Origin of the sequence: Pseudoflavonifractor sp. MSJ-30, from assembly GCF_018918045.1 — a bacterium.
GTDB lineage: Bacteria > Bacillota > Clostridia > Oscillospirales > Oscillospiraceae > Faecousia.
Map to the genome: position 1 here is coordinate 1 of NZ_JAHLPU010000051.1, position 15,428 is coordinate 15,428.

General features: G+C 57.1%; 15 protein-coding genes. 9 read left to right on the forward strand and 6 right to left on the reverse strand.

Translation table 11 applies throughout. The annotated features are described in order from the left end of the window. Nucleotides 1–193: 193 nt before the first annotated feature. Nucleotides 194–838: a hemolysin III family protein gene (locus tag KQI10_RS07525; RefSeq protein WP_253285203.1), complete on the reverse strand. Its 645-nt coding sequence runs from the start codon at nucleotides 836–838 to the stop codon at nucleotides 194–196. A 359-nt stretch (nucleotides 839–1,197) separates the two neighbouring features. Here KQI10_RS07525 and KQI10_RS07530 point away from each other — a divergent pair, with 359 nt between their 5' ends. Together KQI10_RS07530 and KQI10_RS07535 are read left to right on the forward strand one after the other, a co-directional pair. Next, nucleotides 1,198–2,460, forward strand: a complete 1,263-nt coding sequence (locus KQI10_RS07530) for a diaminopimelate decarboxylase (protein WP_216566796.1) — start codon at nucleotides 1,198–1,200, stop codon at nucleotides 2,458–2,460. Between the two features lie 154 nt (nucleotides 2,461–2,614). Further along, on the forward strand, nucleotides 2,615–3,028 hold the full coding sequence (locus KQI10_RS07535; protein WP_216566797.1) for a CBS domain-containing protein: 414 nt from the start codon (nucleotides 2,615–2,617) through the stop codon (nucleotides 3,026–3,028). A gap of 67 nt (nucleotides 3,029–3,095) precedes the next feature. On the opposite strand, the gene KQI10_RS07540 is transcribed toward KQI10_RS07535, so the two are convergent. Genes KQI10_RS07540 through KQI10_RS07560 form a run of 5 tightly spaced genes read right to left on the reverse strand, consistent with a single transcriptional unit; the run spans nucleotide 3,096 to nucleotide 7,242 of the window. Further along, complete coding sequence (locus KQI10_RS07540) at nucleotides 3,096–4,862, reverse strand: hypothetical protein (RefSeq protein WP_216566798.1); 1,767 nt, start codon at nucleotides 4,860–4,862, stop codon at nucleotides 3,096–3,098. A gap of 4 nt (nucleotides 4,863–4,866) precedes the next feature. After that, nucleotides 4,867–5,043: a DUF6472 family protein gene (locus KQI10_RS07545; protein WP_216566799.1), complete on the reverse strand. Its 177-nt coding sequence runs from the start codon at nucleotides 5,041–5,043 to the stop codon at nucleotides 4,867–4,869. A gap of 2 nt (nucleotides 5,044–5,045) precedes the next feature. After that, entirely contained in the window at nucleotides 5,046–5,561 is a 516-nt protein-coding gene (gene yfcE / locus KQI10_RS07550; RefSeq protein ID WP_216566800.1) for a phosphodiesterase, read from the reverse strand. 15 nt (nucleotides 5,562–5,576) lie between these two features. After that, entirely contained in the window at nucleotides 5,577–6,578 is a 1,002-nt protein-coding gene (locus tag KQI10_RS07555; RefSeq protein WP_253285204.1) for a sensor histidine kinase, read from the reverse strand. Next, complete coding sequence (locus KQI10_RS07560; protein WP_216566801.1) at nucleotides 6,568–7,242, reverse strand: response regulator transcription factor; 675 nt, start codon at nucleotides 7,240–7,242, stop codon at nucleotides 6,568–6,570. The genes KQI10_RS07555 and KQI10_RS07560 overlap by 11 nt, the downstream gene beginning before the upstream one ends. A gap of 237 nt (nucleotides 7,243–7,479) precedes the next feature. Here KQI10_RS07560 and KQI10_RS07565 point away from each other — a divergent pair, with 237 nt between their 5' ends. From KQI10_RS07565 to citF, 7 genes are all read left to right on the forward strand, one after another. Further along, on the forward strand, nucleotides 7,480–9,072 hold the full coding sequence (locus tag KQI10_RS07565) for a peptide chain release factor 3 (RefSeq protein ID WP_216566802.1): 1,593 nt from the start codon (nucleotides 7,480–7,482) through the stop codon (nucleotides 9,070–9,072). A gap of 5 nt (nucleotides 9,073–9,077) precedes the next feature. After that, on the forward strand, nucleotides 9,078–9,644 hold the full coding sequence (locus KQI10_RS07570) for a DUF5662 family protein (protein ID WP_216566803.1): 567 nt from the start codon (nucleotides 9,078–9,080) through the stop codon (nucleotides 9,642–9,644). Beyond that, a complete protein-coding gene (locus KQI10_RS07575; protein WP_216566804.1) occupies nucleotides 9,641–11,449 on the forward strand; it encodes a DUF6020 family protein in 1,809 nt (602 codons plus the stop codon). Before KQI10_RS07570 ends, KQI10_RS07575 begins: the two co-directional genes overlap by 4 nt. Then, entirely contained in the window at nucleotides 11,446–12,561 is a 1,116-nt protein-coding gene (locus tag KQI10_RS07580) for an acyltransferase family protein (protein ID WP_216566805.1), read from the forward strand. Before KQI10_RS07575 ends, KQI10_RS07580 begins: the two co-directional genes overlap by 4 nt. A gap of 186 nt (nucleotides 12,562–12,747) precedes the next feature. Continuing rightward, entirely contained in the window at nucleotides 12,748–13,026 is a 279-nt protein-coding gene (gene citD, locus KQI10_RS07585; protein WP_216566806.1) for a citrate lyase acyl carrier protein, read from the forward strand. Further along, nucleotides 13,023–13,910 carry a CoA ester lyase gene (locus KQI10_RS07590; RefSeq protein ID WP_216566807.1) on the forward strand — a complete coding sequence of 296 codons (888 nt, stop codon included), beginning with the start codon at nucleotides 13,023–13,025 and terminating at the stop codon, nucleotides 13,908–13,910. Before citD ends, KQI10_RS07590 begins: the two co-directional genes overlap by 4 nt. Then, nucleotides 13,894–15,300, forward strand: coding sequence for a citrate lyase subunit alpha (gene citF, locus KQI10_RS07595; protein WP_216566808.1), 1,407 nt, complete (start codon nucleotides 13,894–13,896; stop codon nucleotides 15,298–15,300). Before KQI10_RS07590 ends, citF begins: the two co-directional genes overlap by 17 nt. The last annotated feature ends 128 nt before the right edge of the window (nucleotides 15,301–15,428 follow it).

Below are 15,428 nucleotides of genomic sequence, written 5' to 3' on the forward strand. Positions count from 1 at the left end.
CGCAGCGAATCTTATCTGACGATTGCCAGTGGCAATCGCTCTATGAAATCATCGGCTTTGCCGACAGCGCCTCCCTTAGGCCGCATTCTTTCCCCCTTTCTTGGCGGGACAAGAAAGGGGCCCCGGAGGCACCCAGCCAATGGGTGCCTCCGGGGCCTCTGTTTGAAGCAGGAATGTTAAGTCCCAACACTCTTCACACCGCGTACAGCAGCACGCACAGAAAATGCAGCAAACTGCCGATGTCCACGAAAATATGAAACACGGAGTGCATCCATTTTTTCTTGCTGCCCACCCCATAGAGTACCGCGCCGATGGTATAGGCGATGCCGCCGGAGAGCAGCAGCCAGAAGCCCGCCGGGGTAAGCACCTGCCAGATAACTCTCACGAAAGGAATGATTGCCCAGCCCATGCCGATGTAGCAGATCATGGAAAACACCCGGTAGGCCCGCAGGTCGATGGCCGTCAGCACCGTTGCCACAACGGCCATGGCCCACTCAAAAACGGACAGCCACCAGCCCAGCTTCGGGTATACCGGCCGGATGGCGGACAGCGCAATGACCGTATAGGTGCCGCAGATCAGAAAATAAATGGTACAGTGGTCAATGACCTGCATGACCTTCTTGCCCATGCCGGGTCTCAAGCCGTGGTAAACGCTGGACACGCTGTAAAGGGCGATCATGCAGAATCCATAAATGGCGGAGCAGACCACGCCGTAGATATTGTTGTGCAGGGCCGCGAAGGTCACGCACAGGCTCAGCGCCGAAACGCCCATGGCCCCGCCTACAATGTGTGTCACGGTGTTCATGATTTCCTCGCCCATGGAATAGTTGGGCAACATACGGTCTGCCAATTTTGTTCTTTTGAATATCATCATACAACCCATCGGAAACGGCCGGGCGTTTCCGTCCTTTCTTCGTTTTCTACAGTATAGCATATCGGCGTTCAAAATGTGCCTACGCCCTCCATTTCTACCCTCTACACCCCGGAGAGGTCCGATTCTCCCGGCGGTAGAGTACCGTATTCCCGCCCGTGCGGGACATTTCGGCGCTTTGAAAACTTTTCCCGCCCACAGAGACTTCCGGACTGTTCATTTCTCCAAAAAGCGTTCCGGCCTGGGGTTGTTTGTTGACAAACCGGAATAGATTGTATAAAATTCGAATAGTCGAACATAAAAATACATTTTTGGAGCGCACGCATATGAAGAAAACCCCGTTTATCACCCTGGAGAAGGCCCGGGAGATCATCCATCAGATCCCCACTCCCTTTCACCTGTACGATGAGGCCGGCATTCGGGCCAATGCCCGGGCGCTGAAGGCCGCCTTTGCCTGGAACAAGGGTTTCCGGGAGTACTTTGCCGTAAAGGCGACACCCAACCCCTATATTCTGAAGCTTCTCCACGAGGAGGGCTGCGGCTGCGACTGCGCCACCTACACGGAGCTTCTGCTGGCCGAGGCCGTGGGCATTACGGGGCATGACGTCATGTTCTCCTCCAATGTGACCCCGGAGAAGGATATGCGCAAGGCACTGGAAATGGGCGCTTATGTAAATCTGGACGATGCTACCTATGTGGATTTTCTGGAAAAGCTGGGTCCCATTCCGGAAACGGTCTGTCTGCGCTACAACCCCGGGGGCTCCTTCAGCCTTGGCAACACCATCATGGACATGCCGAGAGACGCCAAATACGGCATGACCGAAGATCAGATGGCCGGTGCCATCAACCGGCTTATGAAGCTGGGTGCCAGGCACTTCGGCATCCATGCCTTTCTTGCCTCCAACACCACCACCAATGAATACTATCCGGAGCTTGCCAGCCAGCTGTTCCGGCTGGCCGTCCGGCTGAAGAACGCCACCGGAGCGGACTTTCGGTTCATCAATCTCTCCGGCGGCATCGGCGTGGATTACCGTCCGGAACAGCCAAGCTGCAATATTCAGGTCATCGGCGACGGCGTCCGGAACCGGTTTGAGCAGATCATGGTTCCCGCAGGCATGGGGGATGTGGCTATTTTTACGGAGTTGGGCCGGTATATGCTGGCGCCCTACGGCCACCTGGTCTCCACGGTGCTGCACCAGAAGCACATCTATCGGGAGTACATCGGTCTGGACGCCTGCGCTACCGACCTGATCCGTCCCGCCATGTATGGCGCCTACCACCATATTACGGTGCTGGGTAAGGAAGACGCCATTTTGGACCATGTGTACGATGTCACCGGCGGTCTGTGCGAAAACAACGACAAGTTCGCCATTGAGCGCAGCCTGCCCGCCATTGAACGGGGCGATATCGTCGTCATCCATGACACCGGCGCCCACTGTCACTCCATGGGCTACAACTACAACGGCAAACTCCGCTCCGCTGAGGTGCTGCTCCGCGAGGACGGCTCCTTCAAGCTGATCCGCCGGGCAGAGACCCCCATGGATTACTTCGCCACCTTGGACTGCACGGAGTTTACCTTCCACAATTAACAGCTCATTTTTGTTGATACTGCACAATTGTTAAGAAAATAATATCCCATTTCCATAGGCACTTTGTCAACAATTGTTCATACTTTTTCGGTTCCGGTGTGCTATAATGGTAACGATGGCGGGAGGGAAAACCGCCCTGGAAAAGGAGATCGGAATGAACAATATCTTGTTTTTTTTGCTGCCGAAGGCCATGTGCGCGTTTCTGGATGAAGACAGCACCATCCGTCAGGCCATGGAAAAAATGGAATCCGCGGGCTATTCCTCCATCCCCATTCTCAACAAACGGGGCGAATACCGTGGTACCCTCACCGAGGGCGATCTGCTGTGGGCGCTGAAATACCTGTGCTTTATGGATATGCGCCAGGCGGAAATCCACCGCATTTCAGAGATCTCCCGCCGGAAGGACAACGTCCCCGTCCGGGTCACCACCTCCATGCACGACCTCATTGACCGGGCCTCCACCCAGAATTTCGTCCCCGTTGTAGATGACAAGGACGCTTTCATCGGCATCGTCACCCGCCGCTCCATTATCCAGTACTGCAAGCAGACCCTTTTCCCGGAGGACTGAATACGCAAAATCGGCCCGCTGCAAAATGCAGCGGGCCAATCGTATACATGCGACCGTTCTCCAAACCCTAGGTCAGGTACTGCTCCCACAGCAGCACTTCCTCCGTGTTTTTCATGCTGAAGGCCTCCCGGATGCCGGTACATATCCGGCGGAGCTTGGCCTGCATGATGGGGGAATCAAAGATCTCCCGGCTGCCGGCGGTGCAGGCGCACTCGAAAATTCTGGCCCGATCCTCGGCGGGGAAGGTCATGGCGTAGTCATCCACAAAGGCCCGGTCCGGACCGGTGAGCAGGGCCTTGTAGGGGGTCATGTCCGCGTTCACGTCCAGACTGTAGGCAAAATCCTGGGGATTCAGATCGTTCCAGTTGTCATAGGCGCTGGAACGGTTCATGACCTGGGTATCGATCAGGTGACTGAACTCATGGAACAGGGTATGTATCAGACTATCCTCGTCCTGAGGGGCCAGAGCGATGTAATAATGGGTGCCGTTCTGGAACTGGAGGCCCTCAGCACTGTCCAGGCTGCCGGATTCGGCGGTGCCCCGGATGGAATCCACGATGCAGACTGTCAAATCATCCCAGTCCTGCTTCAGTGCCTCCAGGAAGCCATCCGGAAAAGCGGCCAGGGTGCTTTCCAGATCGGCAAGCGCCCACCGGGTCTTGTCCACCCGGTAGGCCGGGGTGAAATCATAGTCCCAGGGAGCTGCCTCCGCCGCCTCATCGAAGACAAGTACCGTAATTCCGTAACGCCTGCCCAGAGTCTGTGCCTGGGCGCGGCAGGCTGCCTGTCCCGCATCGTCCGGGTCATCCCGGGTGTAGTAGGGCTCCAGGCAGCTTTCCTCGCTCTCCGGCGGGAATGCCGTGTAGTTCCATTTCAGGATCCACCAGCCATTTTCAGAGGCACTGTGGGCCGTCAGATAGACATTTCCATCAGACGTGACCCGGCACTGTCCTGTCAGGTCAATGTCCGGCAGCAAAACGCTGCTGCGCAGCACCCCGGCAGACAGGTCATACAGTCCCACCGTGACCCCCGTACTCCCGGAAATGGCGGTATACAGGCCGTTGATCTCCGGCAGAAAACCCAGCACCTGCTCTCCTTCCCGCAGCAGCACACGGCTGGCCTCCCCGCCTTCCGGCAGAAGCACCATCTGTCCATCCACCAAAAGAACGCCCAGACCGTCTCCCATGGCGCAGGCATCGGAAACGGCCAGCTCAGGATACAGCGTACTGCCGTCGGCGGCGGACAGGAGCAGCGTGCTGCCCGCGCCCTCCTCGTCCGTCAGGCGCAGCATGAGCGTCTTACCAAGATCGGAAACGGAGCCATCGGCAAAGTCCATATTCTCCCGCAGCAGAGAGGCCAGACCGGAAGCAAGATCCAGCTTTTTCAGGCAGCCATCCGTCAAATAGTACAGTGCCCTGCCGCTTTCATCCATTCCGGGCACACCGATGACCGGGTCCGGAACGGAAATGGTCTGCAGCAGCGTGAAATTCTCGTCCAGTACGGAAACCGCGCTGCCATCAAAGAGCCACACGCCGTCCCCGCCGGAGCGAAGCACCGTCTGGGCGTCCATCTTGGCCTGGGGCGTCAGGTTTGGGCCGGAAAGCCGGGTCAGGACACCGCCGCTTTGCAGCAGCAGGTCCTCCCCCATGGCCCAGAGTTGGCAAAAGCTCTCGGCTTCCGTAGGAAACACCTGCATAATGCCGCTGGTCTGGGTCTCCAGGCTGTGGCCCGGCACGTGCAGAGCATCTTCCCCGGTAGCCTGTGTGGTTTCCGCGGGCTGACTGGCGCAGCCCGTCAGCAGCAGAACGGCAAGCAAAGCGGCAAGAAATTTCATAAAATCACTGTCTCCTGGCAAGGGTGTAGTCGTCGCCCTGACGGTAGTAAGGGCAGCGCTGGGACTGGGATGAGAGGATCCGGTAAACCTCGTCCTCGTCCAGATCCATCATACAGTAGTACTCGTCGTACTCCTCATCATAATCATAATACCAGCAGCTGTCGCATTGGGTCGAATCCATGGTCATCCCTCCAAAACACGGAAAGAAAAGTTTCCGTCCTCATAAATGAGATAGCTGTGGCTGCCGTCCTTGGGGATGGACACGCTGCCGGGGTTCAGGCAGCGAATGCCGCCTGCCTCCTCATCCAGCTTCACATGGGTGTGGCCGGAGAGGAATACACTGTCTCTGGGCAGCGGCGGCAGATTCTGCGGGTTGGCATGGTGGCCATGGGTCAGATAGAAGGTCTTTCCATCCACCAGCAGCTGGGAAAAGTCCGCCATGCAGGGGAAGGGCAGCACCATCTGGTCCACCTCCGCCTCGCAGTTGCCCCGGACAGCGATGATTTTCTCCGCCAGTGCGCTGAGCATGGGAATCACCTTTTTCGGGGCATAGTCTCTGGGCAGATCATTTCTGGGGCCATGGTACAGCAGGTCTCCCAGCAGAATCACCTTATCGGGGTTTTCCTTCTCGATCTCCTCGCACAGTCTGCCGCACCAATAGGCGCTGCCGTGAATGTCGGACGCAATTAAAATCTTCATTGTTTTTATCTCCTTTTATTCAATTCCAATTTCCCGCCTGTCCAGCTTCAGGAACACCGCCGTGCCCTTTCCGGGTTCGGACTTCACAGACAGTTCGTGGCCCAGGCGGTCGCAGACCCGTTTGCACAGGTACAGGCCGATGCCGCTGGCCTTTTTGTCCGAGCGGCCGTTATAGCCCGTAAATCCCTTTTCAAAAATTCTCGGCAGGTCCTCCGGAGCAATGCCGATGCCCGTATCCCGGATCACCAGGGTGTCCGGCGTCTGGGTATATATGGAAATTTCCCCGGCAGGGGTGTATTTCAGAGCGTTGGACAGCAGCTGCTCCACTATGAAGCTCAGCCATTTTTCATCGGTCAGGACGATATACTCCATAGGCTCCAGCCGCAGCCCCAGTTTCCGGTCAATAAACTCTCCGGCGAATTTCCGCACGGCGCCCCGGACGATAGGCTCCAGTGGCTGCCGCTTGAAAACATAGTCCCCGGTTTCGGCATCCAGCCGCAGATAGGTCATGGCCATATCCACGTACTGTTCAATGCGGTTCAGGTCCCCCCGCAGCCGCCGGGACAAAGCGGAATCCTCCTTCTGAAGCTTCAGCCCCATAGAAGCGATGGGCGTCTTGATCTGGTGGGCCCAGGCGGAAAAATAGTCCGTCTGGGTGGCCATCCGCCGGGCATCCTCCGTCCGCAATTGGGTGAGCCTGTCCATTTGTATCTCCAAAAGCCGGGTGTAGTCCCGGGCCTGCCGGTTTTCCGGCTCCGGGAGTTGATCCGGCGTCAGCTCTTCCATCTCCGCCAGCCGCCGGAGCGCCTCATGTCTCCGCCGAAACCGGCGGTAGTCCCGCAGGAAAGCCAGCGCTTCCAGACACAGGCACAGCGTTGCGGGATAGGCCGCCGCCCGCCAGGGCACATGGTACAGAGCAAACAGGCCCAGAAAAATACCGCCAAAAAGGGCAATGCGGGCAAAGGCGCCGGCCCGCTCCCGCAGGTATGGGGCAATCAGGTTTTTTTCAGTCTCCAAGCTGATACCCCACGCCGAATTTCGTGACGATAAAGCCCGGCAGCCCCGCGCCGTCCAGCTTTTTGCGCAGACGGTTCACATTCACCGTCAGGGTGTTTTCGTCCACAAAGCTGTCCGACTCCCAGAGCCGCTCCATGAGTTTTTCCCGACTGACCACCGCTCCTTTGTTTTCCAACAGGCATAGAAGGATCTTGTACTCATTCCTGGTCAGCTCGATCTTCTGCCCGCCGAAGCGCAGCGTGCTGTCCAGAGTATTCAGTTCCGCTCCCCGGTGCCGCAAAGCCGGAGCCGCGGGGCGGAAATCGTAGCACCGGCGCAGGATAGCCTGAACCTTGGCAACCAGAACATTTCTGTCAAAGGGCTTGGACACAAAGTCATCCCCGCCCATGTTCATGGCCATGACGATGTTCATGTTCTCTGAGGCCGAAGACAGGAACACAATGGGCACATTGGAGGTCTTTCGGATCTCGTTGCACCAGTGGTAGCCGTTGAAAAAGGGCAGCATGATATCCAGCAGCACCAGATGGGGCTGGAACGCCTCAAATTCCCCCAGCACATTTCGAAAATCCCGGGCGCAGCGGGTCTCCAGTCCCCATTGGGTCAGTTCTTCCGCCACAGCCTGGGCAATGGCGTCCTCGTCCTCCACGATCAGAACACGGTACATTTTCTCCGCCTCCTTTGGGGGTATCTTACCGCAAAAATGTGAAAAAAGCAAGGCTGCCGCTGTATTAGCATAAAAACTTTAGGATTCCTCTTGTATCTGTGGAAAACCTGTGGTAAAATAAAGTGATTTACTATGAAAAAACGAACCTATGGAGGCAATTATGTATTCGGGAATCCCCCATTAGCCCTCTGCGGTGTTGAAGAATGAAAAATTGAATGAAACGTGGAGGAAAAACCAATGTCAAGCTTACAAGAAGAAATCAGCCGCCGCCGAACCTTTGCCATTATCTCGCACCCCGACGCCGGTAAAACCACCCTGACCGAAAAATTTCTGCTCTACGGCGGAGCCATTGCCCAGGCGGGTGTCGTCAAAGGCAAGAAAAATTCCCGGGCCGCCACCTCCGACTGGATGGAAATTGAGAAGCAGCGCGGTATATCCGTGACCTCTTCCGTCATGCAGTTCCAGTATGAGGGCTTCTGCATCAACATTCTGGACACCCCGGGCCACCAGGACTTCTCCGAGGATACCTATCGGACCCTTATGGCCGCGGACTCCGCCGTCATGGTCATTGACGGTGCCAAGGGTGTGGAGCCCCAGACACGGAAGCTGTTCAAGGTCTGCGCCATGCGGCACATTCCCATTTTCACCTTTGTCAACAAAATGGATCGGGAAACCCGGGACCCCTTTGACCTGCTGGATGAATTGGAGCGGGAACTGGGCATCGAGACCTACGCCATGAACTGGCCCATTGGCTCCGGCAAGGATTTTCAGGGCGTTTATGACCGGGGGAAGAGTGAGCTGCTGTTCTTCTCCGGCGTTTCCGGCAAGAACAAAGCAGGCACGCACGCCGTAGACCTGTACAGCCCTGAGGTAGCCCAGCTGCTGGACAGCGAGGCCAAGCATCAGCAGCTCATTGACGATGTGGAGCTGCTGTCCGCCGGACGGGAACTGGATTTGGAAGAAGTGCGCCAGGGTCAGCTAAGCCCGGTATTCTTCGGCTCCGCCCTGACCAACTTCGGCATTGAGCCCTTCCTGGAGTCCTTCCTGAAACTGACCCCGCCCCCTCTGGCGAGAGTTGCCGACTGCGGCACCATTGACCCCTTCAGCCCGGATTTCTCCGCTTTCGTCTTCAAAATTCAGGCCAACATGAACAAGGCCCACCGGGACCGGCTGGCCTTTATGCGCATCTGCTCCGGCAAGTTCCAGCGGGACGCGGAATACTTCCACGTCCAGGGCAACCGGAAAATGCGTCTTTCCCAGCCCCAGCAGATGATGGCCGCCGAGCGGGAAATTGTGGAGGAGGCCTACGCCGGTGACGTGATCGGCGTATTTGACCCCGGCATCTTCTCCATCGGCGACACCATTACCGTTCCGGGGAAGAAATTCTCCTATTCCGGCATCCCCACCTTTGCCCCGGAGCACTTCGCCCGGGTCTCCGCCAAGGACTCCATGAAGCGCAAGCAGTTCGTGAAGGGCACGGAGCAGATTGCCCAGGAAGGCGCCATTCAGATCTTCAAGGTGCCCAATTCCGGCATGGAGGAGGTCATCGTCGGTGTGGTCGGCACGCTGCAGTTTGACGTGTTCCAGTACCGGATGAAGAACGAGTACGGCGTAGACCTGCGCATGGAGGGTCTGCCCTATGAGGAGATCCGCCTGATTGACAGCTATCCCGGGGACCTGACGGACCTGAATCTGGGCTCCGACGCCGAGCTGCTGGAGGACTACAGGGGCAGAAATCTGCTGGTCTTTACCAGCTTCTGGGCAATTGACTTCACCTGCCGGAGAAATCCGGGGCTTCAGGTGTCTGAGATCGTGGTATCGGAAGGATAAGCGCTATGGACTTCTGGGGGCATTTGAAAACCATATCCCACCACCGCTGGCTGGTCTGCAAGGGCTGCTTCCGGGTGGGGCTGTACCGTCAGGGACTGACCCATGACCTGAGCAAGTTTTCTCCCACGGAATTCTGGCAGGGGGTCAGATACTACCAGGGCTACCGCAGCCCCAATGCCGCCGAGCGGGAAGACAAGGGCTACAGTGAGGCCTGGATGCACCACAAGGGCCGCAACAGGCATCACTATGAATACTGGACGGATCTGAGTCCTGTCACAAAATGCTACGCGCCGGTGCCCATGCCCCGAAAATACCTGGTGGAGATGGTCATGGACCGCCGGGCGGCCTGCATGACCTACGAAGGCAAAAAATACACCCCCGCCTCTCCTTACAACTATTTCGCCAAAAGCCGGGAACGCCTGCTGATGCACCCGGAAACGGAGCGTCAGCTCAGCTATCTGCTGGAAATGCTTCGGGACCAGGGGGAAGACGCGGCCTTCCGGTACATAAGGTCATCTGTGCTGAAGGGAACGCCCTTCCCATGGGAGGCGGAGCAAGGAGCGATTACATGAAGCGATTTGACCGTAAACAAATCAAACCGGCCCTGTTTCTTCTTTTCTGGGCCTGCCTGATGTTTGCCGAAGAGCTGGCGCGGCTGGCGCTGGCCCGGGGAGCCGCGCCGGAGGACGGCGTATTCCGCCATATAGCCTACTCTCTGCTGTATGGCGGCAGATGGGCCAAAGTCGGGCTTCTTGTCCGTTTTTTGATTTTGCTGGCTCTGGCAGCCCTTCAACTGCGGGGCATTCAGAGGGCTGAGAAAAGGTTCTGGGCTCCGGCACTGATTCTGGCCCTGTTCTTCACCCAGAACACCCTGATCTACCTGTCCCCCACCCAAAAGCTGCAAAGCCTTTTGATCGTGCCTCAGATCGGGCTGCCGGAAAATGTTCTCTTCTGGGCAACCATGACCGCAAGCTACTACAGCCTGACCCTGCTGTTCTGCGGCTGGATGCGAAAGCCTTTCGGAGTGCGAACGCTCTTTCAGCCGAAACGGCAGCTTCTTTGGGCAGGCATCATTCTGCTGTGCTGGCTGCCCCTGCTGATTCTGCGCGCCCCCGGCTCCATCTATCTGGACACCACCGTGCAGATTATGCAGTATCAGGGCTATATGCCCATTCAGGCCTCCTCTCCGGTACTGCTGACCTTTGTCTACGGCTTTCTCATGACCTTGGGTCAGCACCTTGGCGGCAACAATCTGGGACTTTTCTTCTGCGTTCTCTTTCAGGTCGCACTCGGCTTGTACGCCCTGAGCTTCGGCTGCGAGGAAGCCGCTTCCCGTTCCGGAAAAAAGTACATTGGCCTGATTCTCAGCCTGTTCTTCGGTCTGGCCATGGTGTATCCGTCTCTGGCCCAGGGTGCTTTGAAGGACGCCGTTTACAGCCCGCTGTTTTTGCTGCTGGTGATCTTCTACTGCCGCGCCCTGGAGGACGGATCCAAAAAGAATCTGATCCCGCTGGTCATCCTTGCCCTTTTGTGCGGCGCCACCAGAAAGGGCGGCATGTACCTTTCCGCTCTGATTCTGCTGTGCCTGGCCTGTCAGAAAAATCTCCGCCGGTTTGCGGTCATCTCCTGCCTGACGCTGGTGGCCGTGCACGGTGTGGTCAACTGGGCCATCTACCCGGCGGTTGGCATTGAAAGCCCGGATGAGAAAGAAAACTACAGCTTCTTCTACCAGCTGACGGGCTACTATTGCAGCAATCACCCGGATTGGGTCACCGAGGAGGAAAAGCGGATCATCTCTCAGGTTCTGGACTATGATACCGTGGTCACAAAATACAATTCCAAAGTCGTAGACGAGATTAAATCCACATACCATGCGGATAATGCCGCCCGGGTGCGCAGCTATCTGCTGCTCCAGGGAAAGCTCTTCCTGAAGCATCCGCTGACCATGCTGGAGGCGGTGGTATACGCCAGAAACTGGTCCTTCTGTCCCTTTATATGGGAAGTGGAAAAGTTCATCGGTGAAGTTCAAATTGGGTTTGACTATGTTGACCCCCAGCTCACGGGCTTTTCCAGGTGGCTGGAAAGCGATACCATGCACCGCATTGAGGCCGATCTCTGGGAGTACGAGCATGCTTATCCCGCACGGCTCTTCCTGCTCTCCGGCCTTTACAACTGGCTGGCGCTGATGCTGGGCCTGGCCGCCTGGTATTCCGGCAGCAGGGAACGCAAGGTAATGGTGTTGCCCACTCTGCTGGCCCTGGCCGGGCTTCTGCTGACCCACGTCAACGGCTCTGTCCGCTATGCGGGGCCTGTGATTTACTCTGTTCCGTTTCTGCTGATCCTCCTGAAAACCAGAGGCAAAGAGGCCCAGACATGAAAAAAAGAGATGTTGGGCTGGATATTACCAGAATCTTCGCCTTTTTCAGCGTGGTATGCATCCACTCTCTGCTGTACACCGGATTTTATGAAACACCGGTTGCCGGGAAACGGATGTATCTTCTGATCATGCTCCGAGGAATCTTCAATACCTGTATTCCCCTGTTCCTGATGCTCAGCGGTTGGCTGCTCAGCGGACGTGTCATTGATCTGGAGCCGAAAGGCAGTCTTCGGCGCTATGTTTCCGGCTGCAAAGGTCTTGTCTGCACCTACCTTCTCTCAGGATGCGCCCTGCTGCTCTTTATGCGCGGCTTTCTGCGCATGCCCCTCCCCTTCCGGGAAGCCGCGGCCTATATTCTGCGCTATGACGAGTACGCCTGGTACGTCAATATGTATTTGGGGCTCTACCTGCTGATGCCGTTTCTGAATACTCTCTGGCGAGGGCTTTCCGGCAAATCGGCACGAAAAAAATGCGTTCTCTGTCTGCTCCTATTGACTGCCCTGCCGGGCCTTGCAAATGTCTATGATCTCCGCACCCCTGGCGTTCTGCTGCAGCCCTGGAATTACACCGGGCAGACCCAGCTCGTGCCCAACTGGTGGACAGCCCTTTACCCCGTAACCTTCTATTTCCTTGGGGCCTACCTTCGGGAACACGGAAATGTCCGCCAGATGCACACCGGAAAAGCACTGTTGGTATTGCTGCTCAGCATAATCGTTTGCGGCGCTTATAATATCTGGCGCTCCTGGAACGGCAGCTTCGTTCGAAGTCTCTGGAACTGCGAAGGCAGCTGGCAGACGATCCTGTGCGGCGTGCCCGTGTTTCTGTGCATCAATTCCATCCGCTTTCCAGAACCCGGGAAACAGCTTGGGAGACTTCTCGGGCTTCTGTCCGAGTTGACCTTCAGCGCATACCTGTTGTCCTGGGCCAGCGATCAGGCCGTTTATCAGGCGCTCTATCCCAGACTGCTGAGCGCCTTCGGTGTTCTCGCCCGCCCCATATCCATTGCCGCTTCCGCCGCTCTGGCTCTTTTGGGCGCGTTCCTGATCCGGCTTGTGCAAAAGATGCTTTTTGCCCTGCTCCGCGGAATTCGGAAAGCCCCTGCTAATGTATGACCCTCCGCGGAAGAAAACAGCATCGATTCTCTTCATACTTGTCTTTTTCCCAACATCCCCATTCTTCTGTGCAATAGAAGAACGGGGATGTTGCTTTCCACAAAAAGTTGGTATTCGCCCTTTTCTTTTTCATGGAAATGTGCTAAAATATCCGGGATAGCACAACAATGGAAAGGAGCTTTTACAATGGATATCAAACGGGAAGCCATGGCCGGAACACTGGAATCCAGTGACATCTGCGTTACCGTGCAGCCGGCTGCGGAAGGAATCCGGATTGATCTGAATTCCACCGTGGAAAATTATTACGGCGACTCTATCCGCGAAACCATCGGTGCTGTTCTTCAGGAGTTGGGGGTCCGAAACGCGCTTGTCAGCGCTGTGGATCACGGTGCTCTGGACTGCACCATCCGTGCCCGGGCGACCACCGCCGTCAAACGTGCCAGCAGGGAGGAACCGCAAAAATGAGAAGAACCATGTTGTTTCTGCCGTCCAACAATCCCAATATGATCTGCAACGGCGGCCTGCTGGGTGCGGACAGCCTGATTTTTGACCTGGAAGACGCCGTTGCGCCGGACCAGAAGGACGCCGCCCGGGAGCTGCTGAAAAACGCTCTGGGCAGCCTGAACTTTGGAAAGTGCGAGATTATTGTCCGGATCAACGGCCTGGATACTCCCTATTGGGAAGAGGATTTGGAGTATATCCTGCCCTTGAAGCCGGATATGATTATGCCCCCCAAGGTCAGCGGCGGGGATTACATCCGCACTTTGGATCAGAAGCTGACGGAGCTGGAAGCGAAGTTCGGCATTCCCGCGGGCAGCACCAGAATCCTGGCTCTGCTGGAAACGGCACAGGGTGTGGAGAATGCCTATGAGATTGCCCGGGCCAGCAAGCGGATGATGGGCCTGTTTCTGGGTGCCGAAGACCTGTCCGCAGACCTGCGCTGCAAGCGGACCAAGGAAGGCTCTGAGATTCTCTATGCCCGGGGTCGTCTGGTCTGCGCCGCCAGAGCCGCCGGAATTGAAGTCTACGATACGCCCTTTACGGACGTCCAGGATCTGGATGGCCTTGAGAAGGACGCCGAGTTTGCCAAGGGTCTGGGCTTCTCCGGCAAAGCCTGCATCAGCCCCGCCCATGTGGATACGGTGAATCGGGTTTTCTCCCCCACCCCAGCTGATATTCAGTACGCCAAGGATGTATTTGCGGTGATTGCCGAAGCCAAGCGGCTGGGCAAGGGTGCCATTTCCCTGCGGGGCAAAATGATCGATGCCCCCATTGTGCAGCGGGCCAGACTGGTGCTGGAAGCCGCGTCTGAAATCGAAGGAGTTGATTACTTTGCGGAAACTGTGTAATTCTCTGAAAGAGGCCATTGAAAAGTCCGGCCTTCGGGACGGCATGACCATCTCCTTCCACCACCATCTGCGCAACGGCGACTATGTGCTCAACATGGTTCTGGAGGAGATCGCGGCGCTGGGCATCAAGGATCTGACAGTAAACGCCAGTTCCCTGTTCGACTGCCATGAGCCTCTGCTCGGACATATCGAAAACGGAGTCGTCACCGGTCTGGAAACGGACTATATGTCCTCCGGAATCGGCGGGCCCATCAGCAAGGGCGTTCTGGCAAAGCCCGTGGTATTCCGTTCCCACGGTGCCCGGCCTGCCCAGATTCTGGACGGCACCAGCCATATTGACGTAGCCTTTGTGGCCGCGCCCGCCTCGGATCCCATGGGCAACTGCTCCGGCAAATACGGCCCCTCCGCCTGCGGCAGCCTGGGCTATGCTTTTGCCGATGCCATGAAGGCCGACAAAGTCGTCGTCGTAACGGACGATTTGATGGACTATCCTCTGACGGACGCATCCATTACAGAAGATTATGTTGACTACGTTGTAAAGGTCGATGCCATCGGAAACCCCAAAGGCATCGTCTCCGGCACCACCCGGATGCCCAAGGACCCCATCGCCTTGAAGATAGCCGAACTGGCCGCTCAGGCCATTGACGCTTCCGGCCTGCTGAAGGACGGCTTCTCCTTCCAGACCGGCGCCGGCGGCGCTTCTCTGGCTGTGGCGGATTACGTCAAACGGATCATGCTGAAGCGGAATATCAAGGGCAGCTTCGCCCTGGGCGGCATCACAGGCTATATGGTGGACATGCTGGAAGCCGGCTGCTTCCAGGCCATCCAGGATGTACAGTGCTTTGACCTGCAGGCCGTGCAGTCCATCCGGGAGGATCCCCGGCATATGGAAATCACCGCCGCGCAGTACGCCAGTCCCAAGGCAAAGAGCTCCGCTGCCTCCAATCTGGATGTGGTCGTTCTGGGCGCTACGGAGATCGACACGAACTTCAACGTCAATGTCCATACGGATTCCAACGGCTGCATCATCGGCGGCTCCGGCGGCCACACGGATGTAGCGGAGGAAGCCAAGCTGACGGTGATCGTCGCGCCCCTGAGCCGGGCGAGAATGTCCATTGTGGTGGACAAGGTTCTGACCGTCTCCACCCCCGGCTCCAGCGTGGATATGCTGGTGACCCAGTACGGCATCGCCGTAAATCCCGCCCGTCCGGATCTGGAAGCCGCTATGAAGGCCGCCAGGCTCCCCGTAAAGGACATCCGCCAGCTGCGGGACATGGCCGTGGCCCTCAACGGCCCCGCCAAGCCCTACGCCCGCACCTCTGACCGGGTCGTTGCCAACGTTCTGGCAAGAGACGGCAGTCTGCAGGACGTCATTTATCAGGTCAAGTAAAAATCATGTGGCTGCCGCATTCCTGCGGCAGCCACATAATTGTTCCCCCGGATATCCAAAAAGGGCTGCTGCTAAATGGAGACCCTGTAGGGGCGGTTCACGTCCCTACAGGGTCTTTTGCAACAGTC

Bases quoted from the DNA above. Each gene is read 5' to 3' on its own strand.
- KQI10_RS07540 (WP_216566798.1), bottom strand. From the start codon at position 4,862: ATGAAATTTCTTGCCGCTTTGCTTGCCGTTCTGCTGCTGACGGGCTGC.
- KQI10_RS07545 (WP_216566799.1), bottom strand. From the start codon at position 5,043: ATGGATTCGACCCAATGCGACAGCTGCTGGTATTATGATTATGATGAG.
- KQI10_RS07535 (WP_216566797.1), top strand. From the start codon at position 2,615: ATGAACAATATCTTGTTTTTTTTGCTGCCGAAGGCCATGTGCGCGTTT.
- KQI10_RS07530 (WP_216566796.1), top strand. From the start codon at position 1,198: ATGAAGAAAACCCCGTTTATCACCCTGGAGAAGGCCCGGGAGATCATC.
- KQI10_RS07565 (WP_216566802.1), top strand. From the start codon at position 7,480: ATGTCAAGCTTACAAGAAGAAATCAGCCGCCGCCGAACCTTTGCCATT.
- KQI10_RS07580 (WP_216566805.1), top strand. From the start codon at position 11,446: ATGAAAAAAAGAGATGTTGGGCTGGATATTACCAGAATCTTCGCCTTT.
- yfcE (WP_216566800.1), bottom strand. From the start codon at position 5,561: ATGAAGATTTTAATTGCGTCCGACATTCACGGCAGCGCCTATTGGTGC.
- KQI10_RS07525 (WP_253285203.1), bottom strand. From the start codon at position 838: ATGTTGCCCAACTATTCCATGGGCGAGGAAATCATGAACACCGTGACA.
- KQI10_RS07575 (WP_216566804.1), top strand. From the start codon at position 9,641: ATGAAGCGATTTGACCGTAAACAAATCAAACCGGCCCTGTTTCTTCTT.
- KQI10_RS07590 (WP_216566807.1), top strand. From the start codon at position 13,023: ATGAGAAGAACCATGTTGTTTCTGCCGTCCAACAATCCCAATATGATC.
- KQI10_RS07560 (WP_216566801.1), bottom strand. From the start codon at position 7,242: ATGTACCGTGTTCTGATCGTGGAGGACGAGGACGCCATTGCCCAGGCT.
- KQI10_RS07570 (WP_216566803.1), top strand. From the start codon at position 9,078: ATGGACTTCTGGGGGCATTTGAAAACCATATCCCACCACCGCTGGCTG.
- citD (WP_216566806.1), top strand. From the start codon at position 12,748: ATGGATATCAAACGGGAAGCCATGGCCGGAACACTGGAATCCAGTGAC.